Here is a 25,649-nt window from a genome sequence, read left to right as displayed (position 1 = left end):
TCAGAGCGGCCGCTTCATCCGCACTTCGCGCACGGTGCGGGTGGAGGAGTTCATCACCAGCGTGTGGGTGTGCACAAAGCCACCCTCGAGCTTCACGCCGTCGAGCAGCGCGCCGTTGGTCACGCCGGTCATCGCGAAGATGGCGTCGGCGCGGACGATCTCGCCCAGCACGTACTTGCGGTCCAGGTCGGTGATGCCCCACTTGGCGGCGCGGCTGCGCTCGTCATTGTTGCGGAACACCAGACGGCCCTGGAACTGGCCGCCAACGCACTTCAGCGCCGCGCAGGCCAGCACGCCCTCGGGCGCGCCGCCCTGGCCGATGTAGAGGTCCACGCCGGTCTCGGGATCGGCGGTGTTGATCACACCGGCGACGTCGCCGTCCGTGATCAGATAGACCCGGGCCCCGACGGACCGCAGGCTATTGATGATCTCGGCATGACGCGGACGGTCGAGCACGCAGACCGTGATCTGGTCCGGCTCCACGCCCTTGGCCTTGGCCAGCGCCTTGACGTTGTCGGCCGGCGTGGCGTCCAGATCGATCACGCCCTCGGCGTAGCCGGGGCCGCAGGCGATCTTGTCCATATAGGTGTCGGGCGCGTTCAGCAGCGTGCCGGCGGGCGCCCAGGCCATCACGGCCAGCGCGTTGGCCATGGCCTTGGCCGTCAGCGTCGTGCCTTCCAGCGGATCCAGCGCGATGTCGACGCGCGGACCTTTGCCGGTGCCGACCTTTTCGCCGATGTAGAGCATCGGCGCCTCGTCGCGCTCGCCCTCGCCGATGACGATCTCGCCATCGATGGAAAGCTCGTTCAGCGCGTTGCGCATGGCGTCCACGGCGGCCTGGTCGGCGTCTTTTTCGTCGCCCCGGCCTACCAGGCCCCAGGCGGCGATCGCGGCGGCTTCGGTCACACGGACCGCGTCAAGAACCAGCCCCCGGTCCAGCGTCTCAGAACTCATGAAAGTCAGTCTCCCGGCCCCGGCGGGGCGCTCTCCGCTATTGTCGGAGGATTCTCAAATGCGCGCGATGCGCAACAGCCGCGGACGCTCTAGCACGGCCGGCAGCTTTTCGATGCGGTTTATCGCGTCCGTCAGCACCGACTCGGCGATGGCGTGGGTGGTCAGCACGATCGGCACGCCGCCGGCGTCCTCGACGGGCTTCTGCAGGAAGCTGTCGATCGACACGCCGCACTCGGCGAGGGTCTCGGACACGGCGGCGATCACGCCGGCCTGATCCTTCACCAGCAGCCGCAGGTAGGCCTTGCCGACCCGGCGGGTCGGAGCGACGGCCACGAACGGCTTCAGATCTCCCGCCGGGCGCTGGAACACCGGCCGCGTGGGCAGGGTCATGACATCGGCGATGTCGGCGGCGACGGCGGCGGCGGTCGGTCCCGCGCCCGCGCCTGGGCCCTGGATGAAGATGCGCCCGATCCGCGTGCCCTCGATGAACAGGGCGTTGAGCGCCCCGCGCGTCTCGGCCAGCGGATGGCCCTGGGCGACCAGCGACGGGTGCACCCGCACCGCCACCCCGTCGGCCGTGCGATCGGCCGAGGCGATCAGCCGGATGCGATAGCCCAGATCCTTGGCCAGCCGGATGTCGAGCAGATCGACCTGGTCGATGCCCTCGATCTCGGCGGCGGCGAAGTTCGGCGCGCAGCCGAACGCCAGGGCGGCCAGAATCGTCACCTTGTGCGCCGCGTCGAAGCCGCCGACGTCCATCGTCGGGTCGGCCTCGGCGTAGCCCATGCGCTGGGCCTCGGCGAGCACATCGGCGAACGATGCGCCGCGCTGCTCCATCTCACTGAGAATGAAGTTGCAGGTACCGTTGAGGATCCCGGCCACGCCGACCACGTCGTCGCCAACCATCGCCTCGCGCAGCATCTTCACCGCCGGGGTCCCGCCCATGACGGCGGCCTCGAACAGCAGCGGCACGCCGGCCGTCTCGGCCAGCGCGGCCAGTTCGGCGCCGTGCTCGGCGATCAGGGCCTTGTTGGCGGTGACGACCGGCTTGCCGGCCTTCAGCGCCGCCTCGACAGCCGCCTTGGCGGGGCCGTCGGAGCCGCCGACCAGTTCCACGAAGATGTCTGTGTCCGGCGAGGTGGCCAGCGCCACGGGATCGTCGAACCAAGGAATCGCGGCGATATCGATGCTGCGCGGCCGCGAGCGCGAACGGGCGGTCACGCCGGTGATCACCGCCCTGCCCCCGGCCGGCGCGAAGTCCGGCCGCTCGGCGAGGAACTGCAGCAGGCCGCCGCCGACGGTGCCGAGGCCCGCGACCCCGATCTTCCAGATGCGCGCGCTCATTGGGCGGCCACCGCGTTGTGCGCCTTGGCAAGGATGCGGTCGGAGTCGGCGAGGAACTTCTTCACGTTGCGGGCGGCCTGTTTGATACGGTGTTCGTTCTCGACCAGTCCGATGCGGACATAGCCTTCGCCATACTCGCCAAAGCCCGAGCCCGGCGCCACGGCGACGCCGGCTTCTTCCACCAGCAGGCGGGAGAACTGCATCGAGCCGATGTCCTTGTACTGCTCGGGCACCTTGGCCCAGGCGAACATCGAGGCCGGCGGCGCGGGAATCTCCCAGCCCGCCCGGGCCATCGAACTGACCAAGGTGTCGCGGCGCCCCTTGTAGATGCCGCGGATCTCCTCGACGCAGTCCTGCGGGCCGTTCAGGGCCGCGGCCGCCGCCACCTGGATCGGCAGGAAGGCGCCGTAGTCGAGATAGGACTTCACCCGCGCCAGGGCTGCGCACATGCGTTCGTTGCCGACCACCATGCCGACGCGCCAGCCGGCCATGGCATAGGTCTTCGACAGACTGTTGACCTCAACGGCCAGGTCCTTGGCTCCCTCGACCTGCAGGATCGACGGCGGCGGGTTGTTGTCGAAATAGATCTCCGAATAGGCGACGTCGGAGATGATCAGCAGGTCGTGCTTCTTCGCCAGCTGGACCGCGTCCTTGTAGAAGTCCAGGTCGACCCACTGGGCCGTCGGATTGGACGGGTAGCTGAGGATCAGGATGCTCGGCGGCGGCGCCGAGTGCTTCACCGCCCGGCCGATGCCCGACAGATACTCTTCCGGCGACAGGGCCGGCACGTGGCGGATCACCCCGCCGGCCATGATGAAACCGAAGGCGTGGATCGGATAGGCCGGGTTCGGACAGATGATCACATCGCCGGGCGCCGTCAGGGCGTTGGCCAGGTTGGCGAAGCCCTCCTTGGAGCCAAGGGTCGCGACGACCTCGGTGTCGGGGTTCAGCTTCACGCCGTAGCGGCGCTCATAGTAGCCGGCCATGGCGCGGCGCAGCCCGATGACGCCCTTGGAGGCGGAATAGCGCCCGGCCTTGGGGTCACGGGCCGTCTCGATCAGCTTGTCGACGATATGCTTGGGGGTCGGCATGTCGGGATTGCCCATGCCGAAGTCGATGATGTCCGTCCCCTCGGCCCGCAGCTTGGCCTTGATACGGTTCACTTCCTCGAAAACGTAGGGCGGCAGACGCCGGATACGGTGAAACTCGGTGGTCATTTAAGGGCTCTCTGCGCCATCGGCGGCGCGCTGGGAGCGGATGTCGCGCATGGATAGCCCCCACGGGTGGATCGTAGCAATGGACCCTTGGGTCCGTTGTGGTCCGATCTACCCCACTTTTGGTCCTTTTCGATGCTTTGCGTCGAAAGGGGGTCAAATCCAGGCAGGTTCAGGGAATGTCTTGCCTCCGCCGCGCCGGACTTACCTCGGCGACGGAGGCGGGGTAGCTCGCTTGCGCAGGGCGCGGGCGTAGGCTTCCGACTCGGCCATCTCGGCGTCGGTCGGGGCCTGCAGGCCGAGCGGGTTGGCGTCGGCGCGGGCGCGGGCCTCGAACGCCTCGGTGGCGGTCAGGCTCCAGCTGTCCGGCGCGGCGCTGCGGCTGGTGTAGAGGCCCTCGGCCTCCTGGTCTTCGATCGCGGCGCGCCAGGCGGCGGACGTGCGCACATCCTCGGGCACGTCAGGAATGCCGGCGAAGGTCGGCCAGGGTCCCGGATTGCTTATCACCCCGGCGACGTCGGCCGCGGCGGCGGACTTTGGATCGATCACGGCGCCCGCTCCGGGTTCGAACGCCGGCAGGCTGGCGCAGGCCGTCAGCCCGCTCGCCGCGCTCGCCAGGAGCGTCAGCCGGACCGTTCGCCAGAAAGTTCTCGCATCGCCGTTCATCTTGGGTCCGGTCTTATGCCATGATCGGGTTCAGCGGAAGGGCGCGAGACGTCCACGCACCCGGGAAGGAACGCGGCATGGCCGGTACGAGCGGCAAGACCCCTGCAAAAAAGTCGGCACCGAAGAAGGCTGCGGCGAAGAAGCCGGCGGCCCCGAAAGCCGCCCAAACCGCCGAAAAGCCCGCCGCCGCCGAGGCGCCGAAAGCCGCGGCCGCCCAGCAGGACTGGGCTTCCGCCGCTGATCCGGCCGCATTCCTGTCGTCCGATCAGCGCGTGGCGCTGGAGAAACTGTCGGCCAATCTGGCCCGCGCCGCCGTTACGGCCCAGGGCGCCATCGCCGAGGCGGCCCTGCGACAGGCCGACAGCCCGGCCGCTCTCAGCACCGATCCCTTTCACGTCGCCCCCGCGCTGACCGACGTCATGGGCCGACTCGCCGCCCAGCCTGACCGGCTGCTGCGCGCCCAGGCCGACCTGTTCTCGCGCTACCTCGACCTCTGGCAGACCACGGCCCGCCGCATGGGCGGCGAACAGGTCGAGCCGGTCGTCACGCCGCCCAAGGGCGACAAGCGCTTCAACGATCCCGAATGGGGCGCCCACCCGGTCTATGACGTGATGAAGCAGTCCTATCTGCTGACCAGCGGCTGGCTGAACGAGCTGATCGCCGATGTCGACGGCGTCGATCCGCTGGAAAAGCGCCGCGTCGAGTTCTTCATCAAGATGCTGACGGACGCGATCTCGCCGTCGAACTTCCTGCTGTCCAATCCGGCGGCGCTCAAGGAAGCCATGACCAGCGGCGGCGAGAGCCTCGTGCGCGGGATGGAGAACTTCGCCGCGGACCTCGAGCGCGGCGGCGGCCAGCTGGCGATCAGCCAGACCGACATGGAGCAGTTCATCGTCGGCGAAAACGTCGCCACGGCGCCGGGAAAGGTCGTCTACCAGAACGACATCCTGCAGCTGCTGCAGTTCGCCCCGACGACCGACCAGGTGCGCGAGATCCCGCTGCTGCTGTTCACGCCCTGGATCAACAAGTTCTACATCACCGACCTGCGTCCCGATAACAGCCTGATCCGCTGGCTGACCGGCCAGGGCTTCAGCGTGTTCGTCACCAGCTGGGTCAATCCCGACGAGACGCTCGCGGCCAAGACCTTCGAGGACTACCTGGTCGAGGGCATCTACGACGCTACGACCCAGGTGATGAAGCAGTGCGGCACGGACCGGGTGAACACGGTCGGCTACTGTATCGGCGGCACCCTGCTCTCCTGCGCCCTCGCCCACATGGCGGCCAAGGGCGACAAGCGGATCCAGTCGGCGACCTTCTTCGCGGCCCAGCAGGACTTCGAGGAAGCCGGCGATCTGAAGCTGTTCGTCGACGACGCCTGGCTCAAGTCGATCGAGGAGACCATGGACCAGTCGGGTGGCTTCCTGCCCGGCAAGTCGATGGCCGACACCTTCAATTCGCTGCGCGGCAACGACCTGATCTGGTCGTTCTTCGTCAACAACTACCTGATGGGCAAGGAGCCCAAGCCTTTCGACCTGCTGTTCTGGAACAGCGACCAGACGCGCATGCCCAAGGCGCTGCACCTGTTCTATCTGCGCAATTTCTACAAGGACAACGCCCTGTCGAAGGGCGAGCTGACCCTCGCCGGCGAACGGCTGGACCTGAAGAAGGTGCAGACCCCGATCTATGTCCAGTCCTCGCGCGACGACCATATCGCGCCGTTCCGGAGCATCTATCGCGGGGCGAAACTGTTCGGCGGGCCGGTGAAGTTCACCATGGCCGGCAGCGGCCACATCGCGGGCGTTATCAACCACCCGGACGCGAAGAAGTACCAGCACTGGACCAACGACGCCCTCCCCGCCACGGTCGACGAGTGGCGCGCCGGCGCGGTCGAGCATCCCGGCAGCTGGTGGCCGCACTGGGCCGCCTGGCTGAACGAGCGCTCCGGCGACATGGTCCCCGCGCGCGATCCGTCAAACGGCCCGCTCGGCAAGCCGCTCGAGGACGCGCCGGGCAGCTTCGTGAAGGTGCGGAGCTAGGTCTCTCGATCCTCCCCGCAAAGCGGGGAGGATTGGCCGCGTTACAACGCCAACTCGAACTTCGGCCGGTCCCAGCTGATCCCGGCCTCAGGCGGGGAAACCCCGACCTCGACCGCGCCCATCTTGCGATAGAACCCCGTCGCCTCCGGATTGGCGCTGATCACCACCTTCGCGGCGCCGAGCGCCTTTGCTCGCTCGGCCATATGATCGAACAGCCGGCGGCCCAGACCCGTTCCCTGGCTGTCGTTGGCGGTGAAGAACAGGTCCAGTTCCTGGTCGTCGCGGTAAGGGATCAGGACGTAGAAGCCGGCCACGCCGTGGATCGTCTGGGCCAGCCAGACCTCGTGGTCGCCGTCCGGCACGGACCAGCCGGCGGCGAACCCGAAGATCATCGCCCGGGCCGCCGGCCGCTGGTAGCCGTTGCTGCTGGCCATCATCGCCCGCAGCGCCGGCGTGTCCTCGGGCACGGCCCGCCGGATCATCACAGCCCGGCGGCTTCGGGCAGGCCGAGCATCAGGTTCAGGTTCTGCACCGCCGCGCCGGACGCGCCCTTGCCGAGGTTGTCCAGCAGGGCCACCAGCCGCGCCTGGCGCCCGCTCTCGGAGCCGAACACGAACAGCTTCATCCGGTTGGTGCCGTTCAGCCCTTCCGGGTCGAGGGTCTTGAGCGCCTCGCAGTCCTTCAGCGACGCCACCTCGACGAAGGCCTCGCCGCAATAGTGTTCGGTCAGGGCCTCATGCAGCCGGGTCAGCGACACGCCGGCCCCCAGCAGGCCCAGGTGCAGGGGAACCTCCACCAGCATGCCCTGGGCGTAGCGGCCGACCGACGGGCTGAACAGCGGCGGGGACAGCAGGCCGGAGCGCACCTGGATCTCCGGCACATGCTTGTGCTCCAGCCCAAGCGCGTAGATCCGGTATGGGACCGTTGTGTAGGTCGGGCCGCCGTGGTCCTCGAACTCGGCGATCATCGCCTTGCCGCCGCCGGAGTAGCCGCTGATGGCGTTGATGCTGACGGGATAGTCCGCCGGCATCAGCCCGGCCTGCACCAGCGGCCGGATCAGGGCGATGGCGCCGGTCGAGTAGCAGCCGGGGTTCGACACGCGCGTCGCTGCCTGGATCGCCGCACGCTGGCCCTTGTCCAGTTCGGGGAAGCCGAACGACCAGCCATCCGCGGTGCGGTGCGCCGTCGAGGCGTCGATGACCTTGACCGCCGGGTTGCTGATCAGGCTGACCGCCTCGCGCGCCGCGTCGTCCGGCAGGCAGAGGATCACGGCGTCGGCGGCGTTGAGCAGCTCGGCCCGGGCGCCGGCGTCCTTGCGGCGTTCCTCGGCGATCGACAGCAGCTCAAGGTCCGTGCGGCCGACCAGCCGCTCGCGGATTTGCAGGCCGGTGGTGCCGGCTTCGCCGTCGATGAAGACCTTGGGCATCTCAAACTCCGCTCAGGACAACGGACAAAGAAAAAGGGCGCTCCGGTTTCCCGAAGCGCCCTTTCGCAAACAGTGGTTCGCGAACGACTAGCGCTTCGAGAACTGGAAGGAGCGGCGGGCCTTCGCCTTGCCGTACTTCTTCCGCTCGACGACGCGGCTGTCGCGGGTCAGGAAGCCATGCGGCTTCAGGGCCGTGCGCAGCGCGGGTTCGTAGTAGGTCAGGGCCTTGGAGATGCCGTGACGCACGGCGCCGGCCTGGCCCGACAGGCCCGAACCTTCGACCGTGACGATGACGTCGAACTGGCCGACCCGGTCGGTGACCTGGAACGGCTGGGCGAGCATCATGCGCAGCACGGGGCGGGCGAAATAAACTTCCTGGTCCCGGCCGTTGATGGTGATCGAACCCTTGCCCGGCTTGATCCAGACGCGGGCGATGGCGTTCTTGCGCTTGCCGGTCGCATAGGCGCGACCGTACTTGTCCAGCTTCTGGACCGCGGGCGCGGCTTCCGGAGCAGACGACAGGCTCTGGAGAGCGTCGAAACCTTGAGCTTCGGCCATGATCTATTGGCTCCGGGTGTTCTTGCTGTTGCGTTCAGCGAACGCGACGGGCTCAGGGCTCTGCGCCTGGTGGGTGTGCTCGGCGCCGTTGAAGATGCGCAGGTGGGTCAGCTGCTTGCGGGCAAGCGGGCTTTCCTTGGGCAGCATGCGCTCGACGGCCTTCTCCAGCACGCGTTCCGGGAAACGCCCGTCCAGCTGCTTGCCGGCGGTGATCTGCTTGATGCCGCCCGGGTGGCCGGTGTGGCGGTAGTAGATCTTCTGCTCGAGCTTGCGGCCGGTGAACTTCACCTTCTGCGCGTTGACGACAACGACATAGTCGCCGCAGTCGACGTTCGGGGTGTAGTCAGGACGGTGCTTGCCGCGAAGACGCATGGCAATGAACGACGCGAGGCGGCCAACGACCACATTCTCGGCGTCGATCACGATCCACTTCTTCTCGACCTCGGCGGGCTTCAAAGAAGCCGTGGTCTTCATCATGGGACTGATCCGTTGCAGGCGGAGACAAGCGGTCCCCGACGTGAGGGCGCGCTGTTACCCGCGACGATTCAATCTGTCAACACAGGCGCACTTCATTTTCTCCGCAAACCGTTACGGCATAAGGGAAAACTTTCATTAGGTAACATAATACCGAAAACGATTGCGGCAACTGTAGTGACAACGTCACGGACCGGTCCTAGCGAGAGTTCCATACCCGGAGTTCACCGATGATCCTCAACCGTCGCACCGTCCTTGGCGCCGCCGCCGCGTCGCTGGCCTTCGCCGGCCTGGCGCGCACGCAGGACACGGCCGAGACGTACAGCAATGAGATCGAGGGCTACGGGCCTCTGAAGGTCGACCCCAACGGCATCCTGGAACTGCCGGAGGGCTTTTCCTACAAGGTGGTGTCCTTCGCCGGCCAGACGATGGATGACGGCTATGTCGTGCCTGGACGCGCCGACGGCATGGCCTGCTTCCCCGGGCGCGGGTCGCGCGTGATCCTGATGCGCAACCACGAGAACGGCTTCAAGCAGCCCAACCTCGGCCCGCTCGGCATCGGCCGCAGCGTCGCCAAACGCCCCAGGCCTGAGAAGATCTACGGCCTGGACGCGGCCGGCCATCCGATGCCCGGCGGCGTGTCGCGGCTGGTGTGGGACACCGAGAAGGGCAAGCTGATCAAGTCCGAGATGGCCCTGTTCGGCACCTCGACCAACTGTTCCGGCGGTCCGACGCCATGGGGCAGCTGGCTGACCTGCGAGGAAACCACGAACGGCCCGCAGGATGGACTGAAGCAGACCCATGGCTGGGTCTTCGAGGTCCCGGCGCGCGGTCGCGGCCTCGTTGACCCTGTTCCGATCAAGGGCATGGGCCGGTTCCTGCACGAAGCCGGCGCCGTCGATCCGGCAACCGGCATTGTCTACCTGACCGAGGACGCCCCCTCCCCGGACCGTCCCGGCCTGTTCTACCGCTACGTCCCGGTCACGCCGGGCGAGCTGGCCCTCGGTGGAAAGCTGCAGGCGCTGGCCTTCAAGGATGCGCCCGGCGCCGACGCGCGCAACTGGGACGGCAAAGTGATCTGGAAACAGGGCGATGTGCGACAGGTCCGCTGGGTCGATCTGACGGATGTCGAATCCCCGAAAGACGATCTGCGCCTGCGGGGTCACGCCGACGGCGCCGCCATCGTCGGCCGCGGCGAAGGCATCTTCTGGGGAAAGGGCGAGGCCTGGTTCACCTGCACCAGCAGCGGCGCCGCAAAGCACGGACAGATCCTCCGCTACCGCCCCAGCCCGAACGAAGGTCAGCCCGGCGAGGCGGACACCCCCGGAACGATCGAGCTGTTTCTCGAGCCGACGGACGGCAAGGTCATGGACTTCCCGGACAACCTGACGGTCGCGCCGAACGGGCACCTGATGGTCTGCGAGGACCGCTACTCGGACACCCTGCGCAATCACCTCCGCGGGGTCACGCCGGAGGGCAAGGTCTACACGATCGCCCGGAACGTCTATCGCGATAACGCCGAACTGGCCGGGGTCTGCTTCTCGCCCGACGGCGGAACGCTGTTCATCAACATCTATACCCCCGGCATCACCCTGGCGGTGACCGGGCCGTGGGGCAGCCTGAAGGCCTAGAGTCGCCGTACGCGCCAGGCGAAGGCCGTGGCGACGGCCAGCAGGGCGACGGCGCCCAGCTGGTGCAGGATGCCCAGCCACAGCGGCACGCCGGTCATCAGCGTTGCGACGCCCAGCGCCGCCTGGAACAGGCTCACGCCGCCGACCGCGAACGCCAGCGCCTTCGCCTGCGTCGTCAGGAACCGGTCCCGCCAGGCCAGACCCGCCACGGAGAGCGCCGCGCCCAGCAACAGGTAGGCGCCGATCCGGTGGTTGAACTGCACCGAGGCCTGGTTGTGAGCCAGCGTCGCCCAGATCGAGTCGGCGGCGTAGTCGTGCGGAACGAGCGCGCCGCCCATCAGCGGCCAGTCGTTGTAGATCAGGCCGGCATCCGCCCCGGCGACCAGCGCGCCCAGCAGGCACTGCAGGAAAACCGCCGCGAGGAAGGCCAGCGATCCGGCCCGCCAGCGGGTGGGGTTGCCCTGCCGCGGCTGGCCGGTCTCGGCGTCCAGCGCGGTCCAGACCAGCAGCACGAACAACGCCAGCGCCAGGCCCAGATGGGTCGCCAGCCGCTCCGGCGCGACCGAGACGCGCGTCGACAGGCCGCTGGCGACCATCCACCAGCCGACCGCGCCCTGCAGACCGCCGAGCCCGAGCAAGGCGCAGCATCGCCAGATCAGCCGTCGCGGCAGATCCTTGCGGATCAGGAAGACCACGAACGGGATGGCGAACGCGGCGCCGACCAGCCGTCCCAGCAGCCGGTGCGCCCATTCCCACCAGTAGATCGTCTTGAACCGCTCAAGGCTCATGCCCTTGTTGATCTGCTGGTACTGCGGGATCTGCCTGTACTTGGCGAACTCGCTCTGCCAGCGCTCCTCGCCCATCGGCGGGATCGCGCCGGTGACCGGCCGCCACTCGGTGATCGACAGGCCCGACCCGGTCAGGCGCGTCGCGCCGCCGACGACGACCATGGCCAGCACGAGCGCCGCCACGGCGAAGAGCCAGACGGCGACCGGTCGCGACCGGTCAGAACGCAGAAACGAAGTCATGAGGGGCTATCTAGAGGGGTTTCGCAGCCAGATAAGGGCGGCGATCCCTACGCCCCTCGCGCGATACCGTCCATAGTCGTGACGGCGCATCCGGGGCCTGTCATGATCACGATATGGGGACGCCCGGTCTGTTCATCGTCGCGGTTATCGGACTGCTGGCCGGCGCGGTCGGCCGCTGGATTCTGCGGGGCCGGCCGTCCCGGTTCGCAGGCTTGCTGGCCGGCGTCATCGGCGCCTTCGCCGGGCCACCGATAGCGGCGGCCATGGGGCGCCCCGTCGAGGGCCTCGGCGGCCTTGCGCTAGGCGCCATGGCCGGCGCGGTCATCCTGCTGGTCCCGACCCTGCTGTTCGTCCGCCGTTGAGGATGGAACCTTGCGCCGAGGGCCGCATTCCCTCCGCCAACAGGGACTTCAGGAAGGGACTATCGGGCATGGAAGGCGTCAACTGGATCGTGGCGATCATCGTCGGCATTTTCGCCGGCTGGATCGCCGAGCGGATCATGAACCGCAATCACGGGATCCTCGTAAATCTGATCGTCGGCCTCGTCGGCGCGGTGATCGGCAACTGGCTGGCCGGCCTTCTCGGCATCGGCTACTCGGGCCTGCTGGCCAGCATCGTCGCGGCCGTCGCCGGCGCCGTGATGCTGCTGTTCATTCTCGGCCTCTTCAAACGTCGCCAGGCGTAGCGTATGGCTCCGGCGGCGGGATCAACCGTCGCCGGAGTTCGCCATGTCGCCTCGGATCCGAAAGCTCGTCGGCATGGTGGCGATGCTCGCTTTCCTCTTCGGCTGGATCGTGGCCGCGATCACCATCGCTGACCATCTGCCGAAGCATCCGGCCATCGACCTGATCTACTTCCTGGTGGTCGGGACGGCCTGGGGCCTGCCGCTGTTCCCGCTGATGAAGTGGATGAACCGATAGCCGGTCGCCTGCGTCAGCTCTCAGTGTAGCGAAAGAGCAGCCAGTTGCGGCCGCTGACGACCCGCGCGAGCAATCCGGCAGCCTCCGGCGGCGTCTCCTCGTAGAGCCCGACCAGTTCGTCCGACAACGCCTGCGCCTCCGCCTCGCCAAACGGCTCGCCGCGCCGAAATCCCAGAAACCGCGACCCGACGCCGAAAAGCGCCAGGCCGTAGGTCGCCTCCAGCCGCCGCGCGACGGCGAGGTTCTGGATCGGCGTAAGGTCTGAGCTGAAGTAGCCGTTCGGGAATGCGGCCAGCGCGTCGGCGGCCGCCTTCACAGGCACGAACTGAAAGACCACCTCAGGCTCCCCGGCGATGCGCAGCGCCTGCTCGGGGTCATTGTTGACCGTGACGAGGTCATTGCTGTCGCCAGGGGTTTGCCACGGGAGCACACCGGCCGCAGCCTGGATCGTGACACCGGCGGCCGCGTCCATCAGGTTCTCGAGGCGAATCGGGAAGGCTGCCCTCGTCGTCAGGAAGCCGAGGTATTCGCCGTCCTCGAAGGCGTCCCGGGGGAGCGCCGAAACGTCGCGCCCGTCGATAGCGTCAAGACCGTGGGTCTCGATGCAGTGGCCGGATGTGTAGCCGGCCTGGCCAAGGTTATCGAGCGACGCCAGCACGCGGACATCCGGCCGGTCCTGCTGCAGCCTGGCGTGCAGCGCCAGAAGGTCCTCAAACGACGCCAGGTTATGCGCCGTCACACCATCACAGAGCAGTTCGGTGAACGTCCGGGGTTTTCCCGCGGCGAACGGAATGAGTTTGAGCTGCGTCTTCCGCTTGAACCACCACATGCCGGGAATTGCACGCGGCCCTGCCGGCTCTGTCAACAAACGCGGTGGATGGGCGGCCGCGGTTCATGTGAACCGCCGGCCAGGAGAAGATGGTCGGAGCGACAGGATTCGAACCTGCGACCCCTTGACCCCCAGTCAAGTGCGCTACCAGGCTGCGCCACGCTCCGACATCTTCTCTCGGCAGTCGCGAACGACCGCCGTGGGGAGCGCCCTTATAGGGACCGGGCCCCGGCGCGGCAACTCGAATTCAGCGACCTTTGAGAAGGCCGTCGAGACGGGCTTTCACCGCCTCCAGATCGGCCAGGGCGAAGCTCAGGCGGTCACGGGTCTCGCCGCCGATATCGACGCCCTCCGCGCCGCTGAAATCGGCCTCGGCGGGCGGCGTCGAGGCGTCGCTGCTCCCGCCCTCGCCGGCTCCGGCCAGGCGACGGACGCCCTGGTCCTTGTGCAGCTTCTGCACGCCCTTGATGGTGTAGCCCTCGTCATGCAGCAGGGCGCGCACGCCGCGCAGCACAGCGATGTCCTGCGGCCGGTAGAAGCGACGGCCTCCGGCCCGCTTCATCGGGCGGATAAACGAGAATTTGGTCTCCCAGAAGCGCAGGACATGCTGGGGCACGCCCAGCTCCTCGGCTGCTTCCGAGATCGTGCGGAAGGCGTGCGGGCCCTTCGCCACGGGGGCCGTCAGTCGCTCAGCGCGCGGTCAATCCGCGCCTTCATGACCTGCGAGGCGCGGAAGCCGATCACCCGTCGCGGCTCGATCTCGGCCGGTTCGCCGGTCTTGGGATTGCGGCCCATCCGGGCGCGCTTGGCGCGAACCTGGAAAACGCCGAAGCCGGACAGTTTGACGGTTTCGCCGTTCTCGAGCGCCTCGGCGACCAGATCGAGCGTGCGCTCGACGAGCCCGCCACAATCCTGACGGGTCAGGCCCACTTCTTCGTGGACCGCTTCCGTCAATTCCGCCCGCGTGAGGGTTTCGCCCTTCATGCCCAGCTCCCGATGCCCTTAACCTATCGGTGCATGAGCCGATTGGTCCGTCAAGTCAAAGGGTTCCCGGCAGGAACGGATTTACCGGACTAAAGCCGGATGACGCAGGCGCCCCAGGTCAGACCGCCGCCCATCGCCTCGATCAGCAGCAGGTCGCCCTGTTTGATCCGCCCATCGGCCATCCCGGTCGCCCAGGCCAGCGGAATGGAGGCGGCCGAGGTGTTCGCGTGATCGCCGACGGTCTGGATAACCTTGTGCTCGTCGATGCCGAGGCGGTTGGCCACCCCTTTGAGGATCCGCTCGTTGGCCTGGTGGGGAATGAACCAGTCGACGTCGGAAACCTCGATCCCGGCCTGGGCGGCCGCGGCGACCACCGCCTCGGAAATGTTGACCACCGCGTGTTTGAAGACCTGGTTGCCCAGCATCCGCAGCTTGCCGACCGTGCCGGTGGTCGACGGGCCGCCGTCGACGTAGAGCAGGTCCTGCTTGGTCCCGTCGCAGCGCAAGGCGAACCCCAGCAGACCGCGATCGGCTGTAGTCCCCTCGCCGTCCTGCGGTTCGAGCACGATGGCCCCGGCGCCGTCGCCGAACAGCACGCAGGTGCCCCGGTCGGTCCAGTCCATCAGTCGCGTCATGGTCTCGGCGCCGATCACCAGGGCGCACTTCGAGTGGCCGCGACCGACAAAGCCGTCGGCGACGGTCAGGGCGTAGACGAAGCCCGAGCAAACGGCCTGCACATCAAAGGCGATGCCGACCGGGCAACCGAGCTTGCGCTGGACGATGGCGGCCGTAGCCGGAAAGGTCAGGTCTGCGGTGGTGGTCGCCACGACGATCAGATCGACGTCTGCGGCGGTCTTATCTGCGGCGGCGAGCGCCTTCTTCGCGGCTTCGACCGCCAGGTCCGAAACCGCCTGGTCCTCGCTGGCCCGATGCCGCTGGCGGATCCCCGTGCGTTCGCGCACCCACTCATCATTGGTGTCGACGATCTTCGACAGGTCGTCGTTGGTCACGACCGTCTCCGGCAGATAGCCGCCGACGCCGGTCACAACGCTACGCAGAACGCTCACTGGGCTACTCCCTCCGCCGGCTCCGTGGCGGTCACTTCGGACAGGGTCGCCGTCAGGCGTTGCATGTTGCGGTCGATCTCGGCCGCGAAATCGCTGCGCGCCAGATCCGCGGCGACGCGGATGGCGCTGGCGAAACTCTTCGCGTCAGCGCTGCCATGGCTTTTCACCACGATGCCGTTGAGACCGAGCAAGGGCCCGCCGTTGACCGCGCCCGGATCCATCCGCTTGCGCATTCGCCCAAGCCCGCCCGAGGCGAACAGCGCGCCCAGCATCTCCAGCGGTCCCGAGGTGAAGGTCGCGCGCAGTTCGGTGGCGAAGAACCGCGCCAGGCCTTCGGCTGTCTTCAGGGCGATGTTGCCGGTGAAGCCGTCGGTGACGATCACATCGACGGTGCCCTTGGCGATGTCGTTGCCCTCGACAAACCCGCGATAGTCGAGGTCGAACGCGGTGGCGCGCAGCAGGGCGTGGGCCCCGCGAACCTCGTCGTGGCCCTTTTCCTCTTCCGAGCCGACATTCAGCACGCCGACGGTCGGGCGGACCGACCCGTGCACAGCGTGGTGGAAAGCCGCGCCCATGATGGCGAACTCGACCAGCTGCTCGGCGTCGCACTCGACGTTGGCGCCGACGTCGAGCACCGCAGTCACGCCGTTGAGCGTCGGCCAGCTGGCGACGATGGCCGGGCGGGACACGCCGGCGGCCATCCGCAGCACCAGCTTGGAGATCGCCATCAGGGCGCCGGTGTTGCCGGCGGAGACGGCCGCCGTCGCAGCGCCCTCCTTGATCGCCTCGACGGCGTTCCAGACGCTCGAGCCCTTGCCCCGGCGCATGGCCTGGGCCGGCTTCTCGTCCATCGAGATGGCCTTGTCGGTGTGATGGACGGTGCTGGCCGCCTTCGCCGCGGGCAGCCTGGCGAGCTCTGCGTTGATCAGGGATTCGTCGCCGTGCAGCAGGAACCGCAGGTCCGGCATGGCGCGAGCAGCGATATCGACCGCCGGAACGACGACGGACGGACCGTGATCGCCGCCCATGGCGTCAATGGAAATGACGATGTTCTGAGGCAATGGCCGGTCGCGATTCCGTTGCGAGCCCCGCTCGGGGCGAAGCCGCCGGAACTTACCCCCGCACGGCGACGATGCAAGCCCGGCCTCTATTCCGGGGCATCGTCCTTCTTCAGCAGACGCAGCACCGCGAACGGCGACAGATCCGTATCGTCCTTCGGCGCAAGGAATTCGGCGCCCGGCGCCCGGGGGAACGGATCCAGCTCAAGCGACAGGTGTTCCACGACATAGCCGCCCAGATCGATGTCCTCGCCCTCGAGCACGTCGGGCGGATCGTCGGCGTCCGGATCGAGCTCGAGCTCTTCCGCCAACTCCTGCGGGGCGTTGGGGCTGCCCGGGGGCAGCGCCCGCAGGGTGAACTCGCCTTCGGCGGTCTCCTCGAAGTCCTCGGCGGTGACGCCGCAGGTCTGGGTGATGTCGGCGGCGAAGGTCCCCTCGATCTCGACGCCGTCCATCCACGGCCGGATTTTCAGGTCCGCCGTCAGCGACCCGATCGAGACCAGATCGAGGTGACGGGCGATCTTCGCGCGCGCGGCCTCGTCGGCCTCAAGTCGCTTTGTGACCGGTCCGCGGCTGACTTCGCTGAACCGCATCACCTGGCGCCAGGGTGATTCGCCGATCATTGGGCCTGCTCCCAGAGAATATCGCCCGTCAGCAGACGCTCGATCGTCTGGCCCGACAGGGCCTCCCGCGCCGAAAGCACATAGTCGACCATCGCTTGGGCCGTCTCGCCCCGCCCCTCAAGCACCGTGCGCGTCACCAGATCGGTCAGGACGGCGCGGTCAGGCAGCGCGGTCAGCGACTCCTCGAAAGCCTTCAGCCGGCCATAGAAGGCCTCGCCCAGCTTCTTCACCCGCTTGGCCACGGCAGTGTCGCCGACACCGAGTTCGCGGAAGGCGTCGTCGAGGCCGCGAACGTAGCAATCAAAGAGGTTCTGCCTGGCTTCGGCCGCCATGCCGGTCTCGCCCTTCAGGCGCTCGACCAGCAGGATGACGTGCATCGTGTAGAGCTCAAACCGCCCTTCCCGCGTGTCGGCGACGCCGCCGATCCGGTAAAAGTCAGGCTGCCGCGCCTGGCCCGCGGCGGCCGCATAAAGCGCCTCGCCCGCCAGTTTCGCCGGATTTGGCCGGAACAGCCGCTGCAACATCGTCGGTATCGCCTCGATTTCGCCGCCAGGGGAGCCTAAAGCGGGCATTGAACTAAGCCCGCGCGGGCGATAGGTCAAAGACCTGCGCTCAAGAGCGCGCACCGGGAGCCGACATGTACCGTAAAGCCGCCCTCGCCGCAGCCGCCGCCATCGTCATGACGACGACGGGCGGATGCATGCCGATGACCAACTATTCCGGCTTTCAGGCGATCGAGGTCAATCCGGCCGACATCAAGTCCGGCGAGGACACCAAGTCGACCGTGATGGGCAAGCTCGGCTCGCCCTCGGCAAAGTCGACCTTCGATCCCAACGTCTGGTTCTACATGAGCCAGGTGACCGACCGGGTGGCGTTCTACCAGCCCCGCGTCGCCCAGCGGAACATCTTCGCCATCACCTTCGACCCGGCGACGGAGCAGGTGCTGACGGTCAAGGCCTTCACCCTGCGCGACGGCAAGGTGTTCGCCTACAACAGCCGCGAGACGCCGACGCGTGGTCGTGAGCTGAGCGTCCTTGAACAGCTTCTCGGCAACGTCGGTCGCGGCGGCATGCTGCCCCGTGACGATGCCGAAGGACTTCCGGGCAGCCGGCCGGGCGACCGCCGCGAATAGACCACCCTCGCCGGCCCTGCCGGCAGATCCTGAAAACGAGAACGCCCCGGAGATCGCTCTCCGGGGCGTCTTTCGTTGCGGTGGACGGGAGCCGGCGGAACCGGCTCCCCAAAGTCCTAGCCGTGGGCCAGGACCGCCAGCAGCAGCAGGGCCACGATGTTCGCGATCTTGATCATCGGGTTCACGGCCGGGCCGGAGGTGTCCTTGTAGGGGTCGCCGACGGTGTCGCCGGTCACGGCGGCCTTGTGGGCTTCAGAGCCCTTGCCGTGCGTGACGCCGTCGCTGTCGGTGAAGCCTTCTTCGATCACCTTCTTGGCGTTGTCCCAGGCGCCGCCGCCCGAGGTCATCGAGATGGCGACGAACAGGCCGGTGACGATGACGCCCATCAGCATCGCGCCGAGGCTGGCGAACGCGTTCACCTTGCCGGCGATGGCGTTGATGACGAAGAACAGCAGCACGGGCGAAACGACCGGCAGCAGCGACGGGACGATCATTTCCCGGATCGCGGCCTTGGTCAGGATGTCGACGGCCTTGCCGTATTCCGGCTTCACCTCGCCGGTCATGATGCCGGGGTTCTCGCGGAACTGGCGACGAACCTCGACCACCACTTCCTGGGCGGCGCGACCGACGGCGGTCATCGACATGCCGCCGAACAGGAACGGCAGCAGACCGCCGAACAGCAGGCCGACGACGACGTAGGGGTTGGAGAGGTCGAAGGTGACCGCGCCCAGACCGTCGAAGAAGGAGCCCGGCGTGGCTTCCGCCGTGAAGAACTTCAGGTCTTCGGTGTAGGCGGCGAACAGCACCAGGGCGCCCAGACCGGCCGAACCGATCGCGTAGCCCTTGGTGACGGCCTTGGTCGTGTTGCCGACGGCGTCCAGGGCGTCGGTGGTGACGCGGACTTCCGGGGGAAGACCGGCCATTTCAGCGATGCCGCCGGCGTTGTCCGTCACCGGGCCGAAGGCGTCGAGGGCGACGATGAAGCCGGCCAGCGACAGCATGGCCGTCACCGCGATGGCGATGCCGAACAGACCCGCCAGGCCGTAGGTGACGATGATGCCGGCGATGATCACGATGGCCGGGGCCGCGCAGGCCTCCAGCGACATGGCCAGGCCCTGGATCACGTTGGTGCCGTGGCCCGAGACCGAGGCCTGGGCCACCGACTTCACCGGACGGAAGCCCGTGCCGGTGTAGTACTCGGTGATGACGACGATCAGGGCGGTGATCACCAGGCCGGTGATGCCGCACCAGAACAGTTCCATCGCGCCGTAGGACTTGGCTTCACCGCCGAAGGGGGTGAACTCGATCGGGGCGGACACGAAGTGCGGGAACAGGAAGTACAGGGCGATCGCCGACAGCACGCCGGTGACGATCAGGCCCTGGTACAGGGCGCCCATGATGTTCTGGCTCTTGCCCAGACGGACGAAGAAGGCGCCGATGATCGAGGTGACGATGCCGACGGCGCAGATCGCCAGCGGCAGGACCATCATGGCCGAAACCAGATCGGCCGAGTCGCGGAAGAAGATGGCGGCCAGAACCATGGTGGCGACCGTGGTCACCGCGTAGGTTTCGAACAGGTCGGCGGCCATGCCGGCGCAGTCGCCGACGTTGTCGCCGACGTTGTCGGCGATGGTCGCGGCGTTGCGGGGATCGTCTTCCGGAATGCCGGCTTCAACCTTGCCGACCATGTCGCCGCCGACGTCGGCGCCCTTGGTGAAGATGCCGCCGCCGAGGCGGGCGAAGATCGAGATCAGCGAGGCGCCGAAGCCCAGCGTCACCAGCGAGTCGATCACCGGACGGCTGGTCGGGTCGAGGCCCAGGGTGCGGGTCAGGACGAAGTAGTAGCCCGCGACGCCCAGCAGGGCGAGGCCGGCCACCAGCATGCCCGTGATGGCGCCGGAGGTGAACGCGAGGTTCAGGCCCTTGCCGAGGCTCTCAGAGGCGGCCTGGGCGGTGCGGACGTTGGCGCGAACCGAAATCAGCATGCCGACGAAGCCGGCGAGGCCCGACAGGATGGCGCCGATGGCGAAGCCGACCGGCTGTTCCCAGCTCTTGAAGAACCAGGCCAGGACCGCGATCACCACCACGCCGACGATGCCGATCGTGGTGTACTGGCGGTTCAGATAGGCCTGCGCGCCTTCCTGAATGGCGGCGGCGATTTCCTGCATCCGCGCGTTGCCGGGAGATTTGCGCAATAGTCCGAGGGTCTGGACGACGCCGTATACGACGGCGGCCAGACCGGCGACGATCGCCAGTACCAGAAAGTCGATGCCCATAGTTCCAAGAGCCCCTTGTTGTAGCCCGAGGGTTCCCGCGCGACCGCTGGCCGACGTTCGGTTCCCCCGCTTTGCTTTGAATAGACGCCGTCAGACGACGCCCCCTTGCGAAAAGACGCCCGTCTTTGCCAAAAGCGCGCGGCCTAAGCAACCGCCCGTTCCGTTTGGGGAAATCAGCGGGCTGCGGCGGGAGGGCGCGGCAGGCCGTTGCGCTGCTTCGGGGTCTGGGAAACCACGGTCACCGACAGCAGGTTTCGCGCCGGCGTGATGGCCGCCGCCTCACGCAACAGGGTCGCCTTCAGCCGGGCCTCGTCGATGACCGTGTAGTCGGTCGCCTTGGTGAACGGAGTCCGGTGTCCGGCCCGAACGAGCGCGTCCCGGAACCAGGGCTCCTTCTCGCGGATCTTCGGCGCGTCAGCTGAGGCGGTGAGGTTCAGACGGACTTGCACGAAGACGTAGTTGATCAGCCGGTTGTTCAGCACGATCGGCAGCGCGATCGGCGAGAGGTCGACGTACTGGCCCTCCGCAGCCTTCTTGGGCGGCGCGCTGGCGGATGCAGAACCCGCGGCGAGCGCGAACGGAAGGACGGCGAGAAGCTGACGACGGCGCATGGCCCGACAGTGCGACCGCGTGGTGAAAACGGCGTTAACCGTGGGTCCAGCCGAGGCGGTCGAGCGCGAGCGGCGCGCCGCCGGACAGGGCCGTGACTCCTGCCCCTTCGGCGAAGGCTCCGACCACGGTCAGCCCTTCAGGGACCGGCTGGTCGGCCGCCAGCGCGCAGACAATCTCGTAGTCGTCGCCGCCCGTAGCGAGCGCGATCAGCGCGTCGGCCCGCGACGGCTGCCCGGCAAGCCAGGCCATCGCCTCCGCAGAGAGCGGCATGCGGTCCAGATCGACGGCGACAGCGCAACCACTGGCCGTCGCCAGATGACCGGCGTCGGCCAGCAAGCCGTCCGAGATGTCGGCAGCCGCCCTCGCCTTCGCCCGGATCAGGTCAGCGAGATCGGTCCTGGGGTCTGGCAGACGGTAGCGGTCGGCGAGTCTGGCGGAGTTGAGGTCGCCCCGCGCGGCCTTGAGCCCGAGCCAGCCGTCGCCGATGGGGCCGCTGACCGCCAGCAGGTCGCCCGGGCGCGCGCCGCGGCGAAGCACCGCACCGCCCTGCGGAACCCAGCCCAGCAGCGTCGCGGTCAGGGTCAGTGGCCCTGGCGTTGATACGGTGTCGCCGCCGAGCAGGGCCAAGCCGTACATCTCGCCGTCCGCCGCGAGCCCCGCGGCGAACAGTTCGCGCACGTCCCAGGTCGTCCCGGTCGGCCAGGCCGTCGTGAGAAAATAGCCGTAGGGCGCGGCGCCCTTGGCGGCGAGGTCCGACAGGTTCACCCGCAGCAGCTTGCGCGCCACGAGGTCGAGCGGATCAGCAGGCAGGAAATGGACGCCGGCGACCAGGGCGTCCTTGGTGACGACGAGGTCGAAGCCAGGCCGCGAGGGAATCACCGCCGCGTCGTCGAGCAGATCGAGCGCTTCCGGCGCGCCCCGGGTCAGGGGCTTCAGAAGCTGCGCGATCCAGTCGAACTCACCCCCGGGCATCGCGGGCGATGCCGTCGAGGGCGCCGTTGACGAAACCGGGCTCTGGCCCCTCGAAGAACGACTTGGTGATCTCGACGTACTCGTCGATGGCCACCTCGACCGGCACATCAGGGCGGTTCATCAGTTCCCAGCCGCCGGCCCGCAGGATCGCCCGCAGCGTCGCGTCGACCCGCTCCAGCCGCCAGTTGGCCGCCAGCCGGTGCGAGATGGCGTTGTCGATCGCTGCCTGTTCGCCGACCACGCCATGGACCAGCTCGGAGAAGAACACTTCGTCGGCCTCGGCAAGCGTCTCGCCCTCAAGGTCGCCGTCAAAGCGGTGATCGGTGAACTCGCGGACCACGGCGTCCACGCCGGTTCCCGCCAGTTCCATCTGGTAGAGCGCCTGCACGGCGGCCAGCCGGGCCACGGTACGGGCGCGGCGCGCCTTCGCGCTCAGCGGCGCGGCCTTGCTGTCGGTCGCCGCAAGGAGCTTCTCGTAGGCGTCACGCAGCGAGGCAGGCTTGCTGTCGCCGGTCACTTGCCGCCCCCGAGCAGACGGCTGCGAATGCTCAGGACTTCCAGGCAGGCGCGCGCGGCGCCACCGCCCTTGTCGCCTTCCGAGACGCGGGCGCGGGCCCAAGCCTGCTCCTCGTCCTCGACCGTCAGGATGCCGTTGCCGATCGCCAGCCGCTTGCGCGTGGCCAGATCCATCAGGCCGCGCGAGGACTCATTGGACACAATCTCGAAGTGATAGGTCTCGCCGCGGATCACGCAGCCCAGCGCCACGTAGCCGTCAAAGCCGCCGGCCTTCTCGGCGATGGCGATGACCGCCGGGATCTCGAGCGCGCCCGGCACCGTGATCACCTCATACTCGGCCCCGACCGCCGTGATGGCGTCGGCCGCGCCCCGCAGGAGCTCGTCGGACAGCTCGGAATAGAACCGGCCTTCCACGATGAGAATGCGGACCTTGGCAGCGGACATGCGTTACTCCTTGGGCGTCTCGATGGGCTGGCGCCCGACGATCCTGAGCCCGTAGCCCTCGAGGGCGGCGGGTTTGAAGGGACTGGAGGTAAGCAGGACCATTTCCCGCACCCCCAGGTCCAGCAGGATCTGCGCCCCCACTCCGTAGTCGCGGATGGCGTTGTTCCGGTACTGGCTCCCCGCCGCATACTCCCCGCCGTAGCGTTCGGAAAGCCAGGCCGGGTTCGGATCGCGAATGAACACCGCGACGCCAGGGCCGTCGTGAGCCCCGATGGCGCGCAGCGCCGCCGGCACATAGTCGTGCCGCGCGCCGACGAAACCCAGCATGTCCGCGGCCAGATCGACCTGGTGCATCCGGACGAGAGTCGGCTTGTCAGCCTCGATCCGTCCCTTCACCAGCGCCACATGCTCGCAGCGGTCGATGGTGTTGCGGTAGACGATCATCCGGAAATCGCCGCCGTGGATGCTGGTGAACGGCGTCTCAAGCGCCCGCTCGACCTGACGCTCGGTGCGGCGGCGATAGGCGATCAGGTCGGCGATGGTGCCGATCTTCAGCCCGTGCAACTGGGCGAACGACACCAGGTCCGGCAGGCGGGCCATGGTCCCGTCGTCCTTCATGATCTCGCAGATCACCCCGGCCGGGTTCAGGCCCGCCAGACGGGAAATGTCGATCGCCGCCTCGGTGTGGCCGGCGCGGACGAGCACACCGCCGTCGCGGGCGACCAGCGGGAAGACGTGGCCCGGCGAGACGATGTCGTCCGGCCCCTTGGTCGGGTCGATGGCGACGGCGACCGTGTGGGAGCGGTCATGGGCCGAGATGCCCGTGGTCACCCCTTCCTTCGCCTCGATCGAGACGGTGAAGGCGGTCGTCATGCTTTCGCGGTTCTCGGCGGCCATCGGCGGCAGCCGCAGCTGGCGGGCGCGCTCGTTGGTGATGCTCAGGCAGATCAGGCCGCGGGCGTGCCGGGCCATGAAGTTGATCTGGTCCGGCGTCGCGAACTGCGCGGGGATGATCACATCCCCTTCGTTCTCGCGGTCCTCGGCGTCGACGAGGATGTAGGGCCGCCCGTTGCGGGCGTCCTCGATGATGTCCTCGATGGGAGAGATGGGGCTGTCGGTATTCATCACGCGGTCTCCTGCCACCGGGCGAGGTAGCGCGCCAGCATGTCGATCTCGAGATTGACCTTTGAGCCGACCGTCAGCCGGCCGAGCGTGGTCACATCCCAGGTGTGGGGAATGATGTTCAGGCCGAAGACATCGTCCTCGACTTCATTGACGGTCAGGCTGACGCCCTCGACCGTGATCGAGCCCTTGGGGGCGATCAGCCGATGCAGCGGCTTCGGAGCGCGTATGCGCAGCCGGTGTGAGCCGCCCTCGGGCGTGATGGAGATCACTTCGCCGAGGCCATCGACGTGTCCCGAGACAATGTGGCCGCCCATCTCGTCGCCAAGCCGCGCGGCCCGCTCGAGGTTCACCGGTCCGCCTTCGACCCACTGGTCCAGCGTCGTCAGCGACAGGGTTTCGGCCGAAACCTCGACGGCGAACCAGCCCTCACCCTTTTCCACGACCGTCAGGCAACAGCCGGAATGGGAGATCGACGCCCCAAGGTCGACGCTCGCCATGTCGTAGGCGGTTTCGATCTCGAAGCGGCGGTCGCGGTTGGTCTCGCGCACGCTGCGCACCCGGCCGACATCGGTGACAATTCCGGTAAACATCAGGCCTTTCCGTACCGCTCCCACAGGTCGTCGCCGACCATCTCGATGGCCAGCCGCCTGAAACGTGGGGCGGAGGCCAGATCTTTCAACACGAAGGCGCCGATCGCCGGACGCCCCTCGTCACCGAGGATCATCGGCGCCCGGAACCACTCGATCTGATCGACCAGCCCCGCTGACAGAAAGCTCGCCGCCACCTGTCCGCCGCCTTCGATCATCAGATTCATCGCCGTGCTCCCGGAGGCTTCTCCGCCGAAACGCTCCACAAGTCGCCGATCGAAGTCGCCCTGGAGGGCTTCGACAACCGCACGCGGCTCAGGCCGCCCCTCAGACTGGGCCACCTGAATCACGGTGACCCCCGCGTCAGTCAAACGGTTGTTTGGATTCTCGACGGTGATGACGACCGTCGGCAGCCTTTCGGCGTCCTTCACCAGCTTTGACGTCAGGGGCAGTCGCTGCCGGCTGTCGAGCACCACCCGGACCGGCTGGATACCGACGAAGCCCGGCATGCGGACCGTGAGTTCGGGATCATCGGCGATCGCGGTTTCGACTCCGACGAGGATCGCCTGATGCATGGCGCGCAGGCGGTGAACCTCCTCACGCGCCTTCGGCCCGGTGATCCATCGGCTTTCCCCCGATGCGGTGGCGATGCGACCGTCGAGCGAGGTGGCCAGCTTGAGCGTGACGCCCAGCGTCAGTCCTCCACGTCTTCGGCCAAGCCCTCGGCGCTGAGGAACTGGGCGAAGTCGTCGGTATGGCGGAAGTCGCGGTAGACCGAGGCGTAGCGGACGTAAGCCACATCATCGAGCGCCTTGAGCGCCTTCATGACCATCTCACCGACCACGTTCGAGGCCAGCTCGGTCTCGCCCATGCTTTCGAGCTGCCGGACGATGCCGTTGACCAGCCGGTCGAGCCGCTCGGCGTCGATCGGCCGCTTGCGGGTGGCGATCGAGATCGAGCGGACCAGCTTCTCCCGGTCGAACGGCGCGCGGCGGCCCGAACGCTTGACGATGGTCAGTTCACGCAGCTGCACCCGCTCGAAGGTGGTGAAACGACCGCCGCATTCGGGGCAGAGGCGACGGCGACGGATAGCCGCGCCGTCTTCCGACGGGCGGCTGTCCTTCACCTGGCTTTCCATGTGACCACAGAACGGGCAGCGCATGTTGGGCCCCT

General features: G+C 67.8%; 31 protein-coding genes and 1 tRNA gene. 6 read left to right on the top strand and 26 right to left on the bottom strand.

Annotated elements, in window-relative coordinates:
- From glpX to AC3WJT_RS13085, 4 genes are all read right to left on the bottom strand, one after another.
- Entirely contained in the window at window positions 1-954 is a 954-nt protein-coding gene (gene glpX / locus AC3WJT_RS13100; protein ID WP_492343568.1) for a class II fructose-bisphosphatase, read from the bottom strand.
- A 54-nt stretch (window positions 955-1,008) separates the two neighbouring features.
- Window positions 1,009-2,298: a homoserine dehydrogenase gene (locus tag AC3WJT_RS13095; protein WP_492343567.1), complete on the bottom strand. Its 1,290-nt coding sequence runs from the start codon at window positions 2,296-2,298 to the stop codon at window positions 1,009-1,011.
- Window positions 2,295-3,515: an LL-diaminopimelate aminotransferase gene (locus AC3WJT_RS13090; RefSeq protein ID WP_492343566.1), complete on the bottom strand. Its 1,221-nt coding sequence runs from the start codon at window positions 3,513-3,515 to the stop codon at window positions 2,295-2,297. Before AC3WJT_RS13090 ends, AC3WJT_RS13095 begins: the two co-directional genes overlap by 4 nt.
- A gap of 201 nt (window positions 3,516-3,716) precedes the next feature.
- On the bottom strand, window positions 3,717-4,178 hold the full coding sequence (locus AC3WJT_RS13085; protein WP_492343565.1) for a hypothetical protein: 462 nt from the start codon (window positions 4,176-4,178) through the stop codon (window positions 3,717-3,719).
- Window positions 4,179-4,255: 77 nt separating this feature from the next.
- Here AC3WJT_RS13085 and phaC point away from each other — a divergent pair, with 77 nt between their 5' ends.
- A complete protein-coding gene (gene phaC / locus AC3WJT_RS13080) occupies window positions 4,256-6,214 on the top strand; it encodes a class I poly(R)-hydroxyalkanoic acid synthase (protein ID WP_492343564.1) in 1,959 nt (652 codons plus the stop codon).
- A gap of 41 nt (window positions 6,215-6,255) precedes the next feature.
- On the opposite strand, the gene AC3WJT_RS13075 is transcribed toward phaC, so the two are convergent.
- From AC3WJT_RS13075 to rplM, 4 genes are all read right to left on the bottom strand, one after another.
- Window positions 6,256-6,696: a GNAT family N-acetyltransferase gene (locus AC3WJT_RS13075; protein ID WP_492343563.1), complete on the bottom strand. Its 441-nt coding sequence runs from the start codon at window positions 6,694-6,696 to the stop codon at window positions 6,256-6,258.
- Window positions 6,696-7,640 (bottom strand): N-acetyl-gamma-glutamyl-phosphate reductase, encoded by a 945-nt coding sequence (gene argC / locus AC3WJT_RS13070; protein WP_492343562.1) that lies wholly within the window; start codon window positions 7,638-7,640, stop codon window positions 6,696-6,698. Before argC ends, AC3WJT_RS13075 begins: the two co-directional genes overlap by 1 nt.
- 87 nt (window positions 7,641-7,727) lie before the next feature.
- Window positions 7,728-8,198, bottom strand: coding sequence for a 30S ribosomal protein S9 (rpsI, locus tag AC3WJT_RS13065; RefSeq protein WP_492343561.1), 471 nt, complete (start codon window positions 8,196-8,198; stop codon window positions 7,728-7,730).
- Window positions 8,199-8,201: 3 nt separating this feature from the next.
- A complete protein-coding gene (rplM, locus tag AC3WJT_RS13060; protein WP_492343560.1) occupies window positions 8,202-8,675 on the bottom strand; it encodes a 50S ribosomal protein L13 in 474 nt (157 codons plus the stop codon).
- A gap of 227 nt (window positions 8,676-8,902) precedes the next feature.
- Between rplM and AC3WJT_RS13055 the strand changes: the two genes are divergently transcribed.
- The gene (locus AC3WJT_RS13055; RefSeq protein ID WP_492343559.1) at window positions 8,903-10,303 is read left to right on the top strand and encodes an alkaline phosphatase PhoX; all 1,401 of its coding nucleotides are present in this window, start codon (window positions 8,903-8,905) and stop codon (window positions 10,301-10,303) included.
- On the opposite strand, the gene AC3WJT_RS13050 is transcribed toward AC3WJT_RS13055, so the two are convergent.
- Window positions 10,300-11,331 carry a COX15/CtaA family protein gene (locus AC3WJT_RS13050; RefSeq protein WP_492343558.1) on the bottom strand — a complete coding sequence of 344 codons (1,032 nt, stop codon included), beginning with the start codon at window positions 11,329-11,331 and terminating at the stop codon, window positions 10,300-10,302. The genes AC3WJT_RS13055 and AC3WJT_RS13050 overlap by 4 nt on opposite strands.
- Before the next feature lie 113 nt (window positions 11,332-11,444).
- Between AC3WJT_RS13050 and AC3WJT_RS13045 the strand changes: the two genes are divergently transcribed.
- From AC3WJT_RS13045 to AC3WJT_RS13035, 3 genes are all read left to right on the top strand, one after another.
- Window positions 11,445-11,693 carry a GlsB/YeaQ/YmgE family stress response membrane protein gene (locus AC3WJT_RS13045; RefSeq protein WP_492343557.1) on the top strand — a complete coding sequence of 83 codons (249 nt, stop codon included), beginning with the start codon at window positions 11,445-11,447 and terminating at the stop codon, window positions 11,691-11,693.
- 68 nt (window positions 11,694-11,761) lie between these two features.
- Window positions 11,762-12,016, top strand: coding sequence for a GlsB/YeaQ/YmgE family stress response membrane protein (locus tag AC3WJT_RS13040; RefSeq protein WP_492343556.1), 255 nt, complete (start codon window positions 11,762-11,764; stop codon window positions 12,014-12,016).
- Window positions 12,017-12,059: 43 nt separating this feature from the next.
- Window positions 12,060-12,251 (top strand): DUF2842 domain-containing protein, encoded by a 192-nt coding sequence (locus AC3WJT_RS13035; RefSeq protein WP_492343555.1) that lies wholly within the window; start codon window positions 12,060-12,062, stop codon window positions 12,249-12,251.
- A gap of 13 nt (window positions 12,252-12,264) precedes the next feature.
- Here the strand turns inward: AC3WJT_RS13035 and AC3WJT_RS13030 are convergent, their stop codons facing one another.
- From AC3WJT_RS13030 to AC3WJT_RS12995, 8 genes are all read right to left on the bottom strand, one after another.
- Window positions 12,265-13,080, bottom strand: coding sequence for a hypothetical protein (locus AC3WJT_RS13030; RefSeq protein WP_492343554.1), 816 nt, complete (start codon window positions 13,078-13,080; stop codon window positions 12,265-12,267).
- Window positions 13,081-13,170: 90 nt separating this feature from the next.
- Window positions 13,171-13,247, bottom strand: a tRNA-Pro gene (locus AC3WJT_RS13025).
- An 80-nt stretch (window positions 13,248-13,327) separates the two neighbouring features.
- Window positions 13,328-13,753 (bottom strand): MerR family transcriptional regulator, encoded by a 426-nt coding sequence (locus AC3WJT_RS13020; protein ID WP_492343553.1) that lies wholly within the window; start codon window positions 13,751-13,753, stop codon window positions 13,328-13,330.
- An 8-nt stretch (window positions 13,754-13,761) separates the two neighbouring features.
- Window positions 13,762-14,064, bottom strand: coding sequence for an integration host factor subunit alpha (locus tag AC3WJT_RS13015; protein ID WP_492343552.1), 303 nt, complete (start codon window positions 14,062-14,064; stop codon window positions 13,762-13,764).
- Between the two features lie 89 nt (window positions 14,065-14,153).
- Entirely contained in the window at window positions 14,154-15,131 is a 978-nt protein-coding gene (locus AC3WJT_RS13010; RefSeq protein ID WP_492343551.1) for a beta-ketoacyl-ACP synthase III, read from the bottom strand.
- Window positions 15,128-16,192, bottom strand: coding sequence for a phosphate acyltransferase PlsX (gene plsX / locus AC3WJT_RS13005; RefSeq protein WP_492343550.1), 1,065 nt, complete (start codon window positions 16,190-16,192; stop codon window positions 15,128-15,130). Before plsX ends, AC3WJT_RS13010 begins: the two co-directional genes overlap by 4 nt.
- Before the next feature lie 86 nt (window positions 16,193-16,278).
- Entirely contained in the window at window positions 16,279-16,812 is a 534-nt protein-coding gene (locus tag AC3WJT_RS13000) for a YceD family protein (RefSeq protein ID WP_492343549.1), read from the bottom strand.
- A complete protein-coding gene (locus tag AC3WJT_RS12995; protein ID WP_492343548.1) occupies window positions 16,809-17,336 on the bottom strand; it encodes a ubiquinol-cytochrome C chaperone family protein in 528 nt (175 codons plus the stop codon). Before AC3WJT_RS12995 ends, AC3WJT_RS13000 begins: the two co-directional genes overlap by 4 nt.
- Before the next feature lie 113 nt (window positions 17,337-17,449).
- On the opposite strand from AC3WJT_RS12995, the gene AC3WJT_RS12990 reads away from it, so the two are divergent.
- The gene (locus AC3WJT_RS12990) at window positions 17,450-17,944 is read left to right on the top strand and encodes an outer membrane protein assembly factor BamE (RefSeq protein ID WP_492343547.1); all 495 of its coding nucleotides are present in this window, start codon (window positions 17,450-17,452) and stop codon (window positions 17,942-17,944) included.
- 116 nt (window positions 17,945-18,060) lie between these two features.
- Here AC3WJT_RS12990 and AC3WJT_RS12985 read toward each other — a convergent pair whose 3' ends face one another.
- From AC3WJT_RS12985 to nrdR, 9 genes are all read right to left on the bottom strand, one after another.
- On the bottom strand, window positions 18,061-20,220 hold the full coding sequence (locus AC3WJT_RS12985; RefSeq protein ID WP_492343546.1) for a sodium-translocating pyrophosphatase: 2,160 nt from the start codon (window positions 20,218-20,220) through the stop codon (window positions 18,061-18,063).
- Window positions 20,221-20,393: 173 nt separating this feature from the next.
- Window positions 20,394-20,831 (bottom strand): hypothetical protein, encoded by a 438-nt coding sequence (locus AC3WJT_RS12980; RefSeq protein WP_492343545.1) that lies wholly within the window; start codon window positions 20,829-20,831, stop codon window positions 20,394-20,396.
- Window positions 20,832-20,865: 34 nt separating this feature from the next.
- Window positions 20,866-21,804 carry a thiamine-phosphate kinase gene (thiL, locus tag AC3WJT_RS12975; protein ID WP_492343544.1) on the bottom strand — a complete coding sequence of 313 codons (939 nt, stop codon included), beginning with the start codon at window positions 21,802-21,804 and terminating at the stop codon, window positions 20,866-20,868.
- Window positions 21,791-22,240, bottom strand: a complete 450-nt coding sequence (gene nusB, locus AC3WJT_RS12970) for a transcription antitermination factor NusB (protein WP_492343847.1) — start codon at window positions 22,238-22,240, stop codon at window positions 21,791-21,793. Before nusB ends, thiL begins: the two co-directional genes overlap by 14 nt.
- A gap of 77 nt (window positions 22,241-22,317) precedes the next feature.
- Window positions 22,318-22,764, bottom strand: coding sequence for a 6,7-dimethyl-8-ribityllumazine synthase (gene ribH, locus AC3WJT_RS12965; protein ID WP_492343543.1), 447 nt, complete (start codon window positions 22,762-22,764; stop codon window positions 22,318-22,320).
- 3 nt (window positions 22,765-22,767) lie between these two features.
- Complete coding sequence (gene ribB / locus AC3WJT_RS12960) at window positions 22,768-23,889, bottom strand: 3,4-dihydroxy-2-butanone-4-phosphate synthase (RefSeq protein ID WP_492343542.1); 1,122 nt, start codon at window positions 23,887-23,889, stop codon at window positions 22,768-22,770.
- Window positions 23,889-24,479 (bottom strand): riboflavin synthase, encoded by a 591-nt coding sequence (locus AC3WJT_RS12955; protein WP_492343541.1) that lies wholly within the window; start codon window positions 24,477-24,479, stop codon window positions 23,889-23,891. The genes ribB and AC3WJT_RS12955 overlap by 1 nt, the downstream gene beginning before the upstream one ends.
- A complete protein-coding gene (locus AC3WJT_RS12950; RefSeq protein ID WP_492343846.1) occupies window positions 24,479-25,126 on the bottom strand; it encodes a RibD family protein in 648 nt (215 codons plus the stop codon). The genes AC3WJT_RS12955 and AC3WJT_RS12950 overlap by 1 nt, the downstream gene beginning before the upstream one ends.
- A gap of 44 nt (window positions 25,127-25,170) precedes the next feature.
- Window positions 25,171-25,638 (bottom strand): transcriptional regulator NrdR, encoded by a 468-nt coding sequence (gene nrdR / locus AC3WJT_RS12945; protein ID WP_492343540.1) that lies wholly within the window; start codon window positions 25,636-25,638, stop codon window positions 25,171-25,173.
- Window positions 25,639-25,649: the final 11 nt, after the last annotated feature.

The organism is Caulobacter sp. FW305-C-30-S16 (assembly GCF_058783025.1).
The sequence above is the reverse complement of the archived record's forward strand: the minus strand, read 5'-3'. Positions and strand labels throughout refer to the sequence as shown.

Excerpts from the sequence above, each read along its gene's own strand:
- rplM (WP_492343560.1), bottom strand. The coding sequence starts at position 8,675 with ATGATGAAGACCACGGCTTCTTTGAAGCCCGCCGAGGTCGAGAAGAAG.
- AC3WJT_RS13030 (WP_492343554.1), bottom strand. The coding sequence starts at position 13,080 with ATGTGGTGGTTCAAGCGGAAGACGCAGCTCAAACTCATTCCGTTCGCC.
- AC3WJT_RS13015 (WP_492343552.1), bottom strand. The coding sequence starts at position 14,064 with ATGAAGGGCGAAACCCTCACGCGGGCGGAATTGACGGAAGCGGTCCAC.
- AC3WJT_RS13055 (WP_492343559.1), top strand. The coding sequence starts at position 8,903 with ATGATCCTCAACCGTCGCACCGTCCTTGGCGCCGCCGCCGCGTCGCTG.
- rpsI (WP_492343561.1), bottom strand. The coding sequence starts at position 8,198 with ATGGCCGAAGCTCAAGGTTTCGACGCTCTCCAGAGCCTGTCGTCTGCT.
- AC3WJT_RS12990 (WP_492343547.1), top strand. The coding sequence starts at position 17,450 with ATGTACCGTAAAGCCGCCCTCGCCGCAGCCGCCGCCATCGTCATGACG.
- AC3WJT_RS13075 (WP_492343563.1), bottom strand. The coding sequence starts at position 6,696 with ATGATCCGGCGGGCCGTGCCCGAGGACACGCCGGCGCTGCGGGCGATG.
- AC3WJT_RS12980 (WP_492343545.1), bottom strand. The coding sequence starts at position 20,831 with ATGCGCCGTCGTCAGCTTCTCGCCGTCCTTCCGTTCGCGCTCGCCGCG.
- AC3WJT_RS13035 (WP_492343555.1), top strand. The coding sequence starts at position 12,060 with ATGTCGCCTCGGATCCGAAAGCTCGTCGGCATGGTGGCGATGCTCGCT.
- ribH (WP_492343543.1), bottom strand. The coding sequence starts at position 22,764 with ATGTCCGCTGCCAAGGTCCGCATTCTCATCGTGGAAGGCCGGTTCTAT.
- AC3WJT_RS13045 (WP_492343557.1), top strand. The coding sequence starts at position 11,445 with ATGGGGACGCCCGGTCTGTTCATCGTCGCGGTTATCGGACTGCTGGCC.
- AC3WJT_RS13090 (WP_492343566.1), bottom strand. The coding sequence starts at position 3,515 with ATGACCACCGAGTTTCACCGTATCCGGCGTCTGCCGCCCTACGTTTTC.
- AC3WJT_RS13050 (WP_492343558.1), bottom strand. The coding sequence starts at position 11,331 with ATGACTTCGTTTCTGCGTTCTGACCGGTCGCGACCGGTCGCCGTCTGG.
- AC3WJT_RS13040 (WP_492343556.1), top strand. The coding sequence starts at position 11,762 with ATGGAAGGCGTCAACTGGATCGTGGCGATCATCGTCGGCATTTTCGCC.
- glpX (WP_492343568.1), bottom strand. The coding sequence starts at position 954 with ATGAGTTCTGAGACGCTGGACCGGGGGCTGGTTCTTGACGCGGTCCGT.
- ribB (WP_492343542.1), bottom strand. The coding sequence starts at position 23,889 with ATGAATACCGACAGCCCCATCTCTCCCATCGAGGACATCATCGAGGAC.
- thiL (WP_492343544.1), bottom strand. The coding sequence starts at position 21,804 with ATGCCCGGGGGTGAGTTCGACTGGATCGCGCAGCTTCTGAAGCCCCTG.
- AC3WJT_RS12955 (WP_492343541.1), bottom strand. The coding sequence starts at position 24,479 with ATGTTTACCGGAATTGTCACCGATGTCGGCCGGGTGCGCAGCGTGCGC.
- AC3WJT_RS13000 (WP_492343549.1), bottom strand. The coding sequence starts at position 16,812 with ATGATCGGCGAATCACCCTGGCGCCAGGTGATGCGGTTCAGCGAAGTC.
- phaC (WP_492343564.1), top strand. The coding sequence starts at position 4,256 with ATGGCCGGTACGAGCGGCAAGACCCCTGCAAAAAAGTCGGCACCGAAG.
- AC3WJT_RS12995 (WP_492343548.1), bottom strand. The coding sequence starts at position 17,336 with ATGTTGCAGCGGCTGTTCCGGCCAAATCCGGCGAAACTGGCGGGCGAG.
- argC (WP_492343562.1), bottom strand. The coding sequence starts at position 7,640 with ATGCCCAAGGTCTTCATCGACGGCGAAGCCGGCACCACCGGCCTGCAA.
- nrdR (WP_492343540.1), bottom strand. The coding sequence starts at position 25,638 with ATGCGCTGCCCGTTCTGTGGTCACATGGAAAGCCAGGTGAAGGACAGC.
- AC3WJT_RS13085 (WP_492343565.1), bottom strand. The coding sequence starts at position 4,178 with ATGAACGGCGATGCGAGAACTTTCTGGCGAACGGTCCGGCTGACGCTC.
- AC3WJT_RS13095 (WP_492343567.1), bottom strand. The coding sequence starts at position 2,298 with ATGAGCGCGCGCATCTGGAAGATCGGGGTCGCGGGCCTCGGCACCGTC.
- AC3WJT_RS12985 (WP_492343546.1), bottom strand. The coding sequence starts at position 20,220 with ATGGGCATCGACTTTCTGGTACTGGCGATCGTCGCCGGTCTGGCCGCC.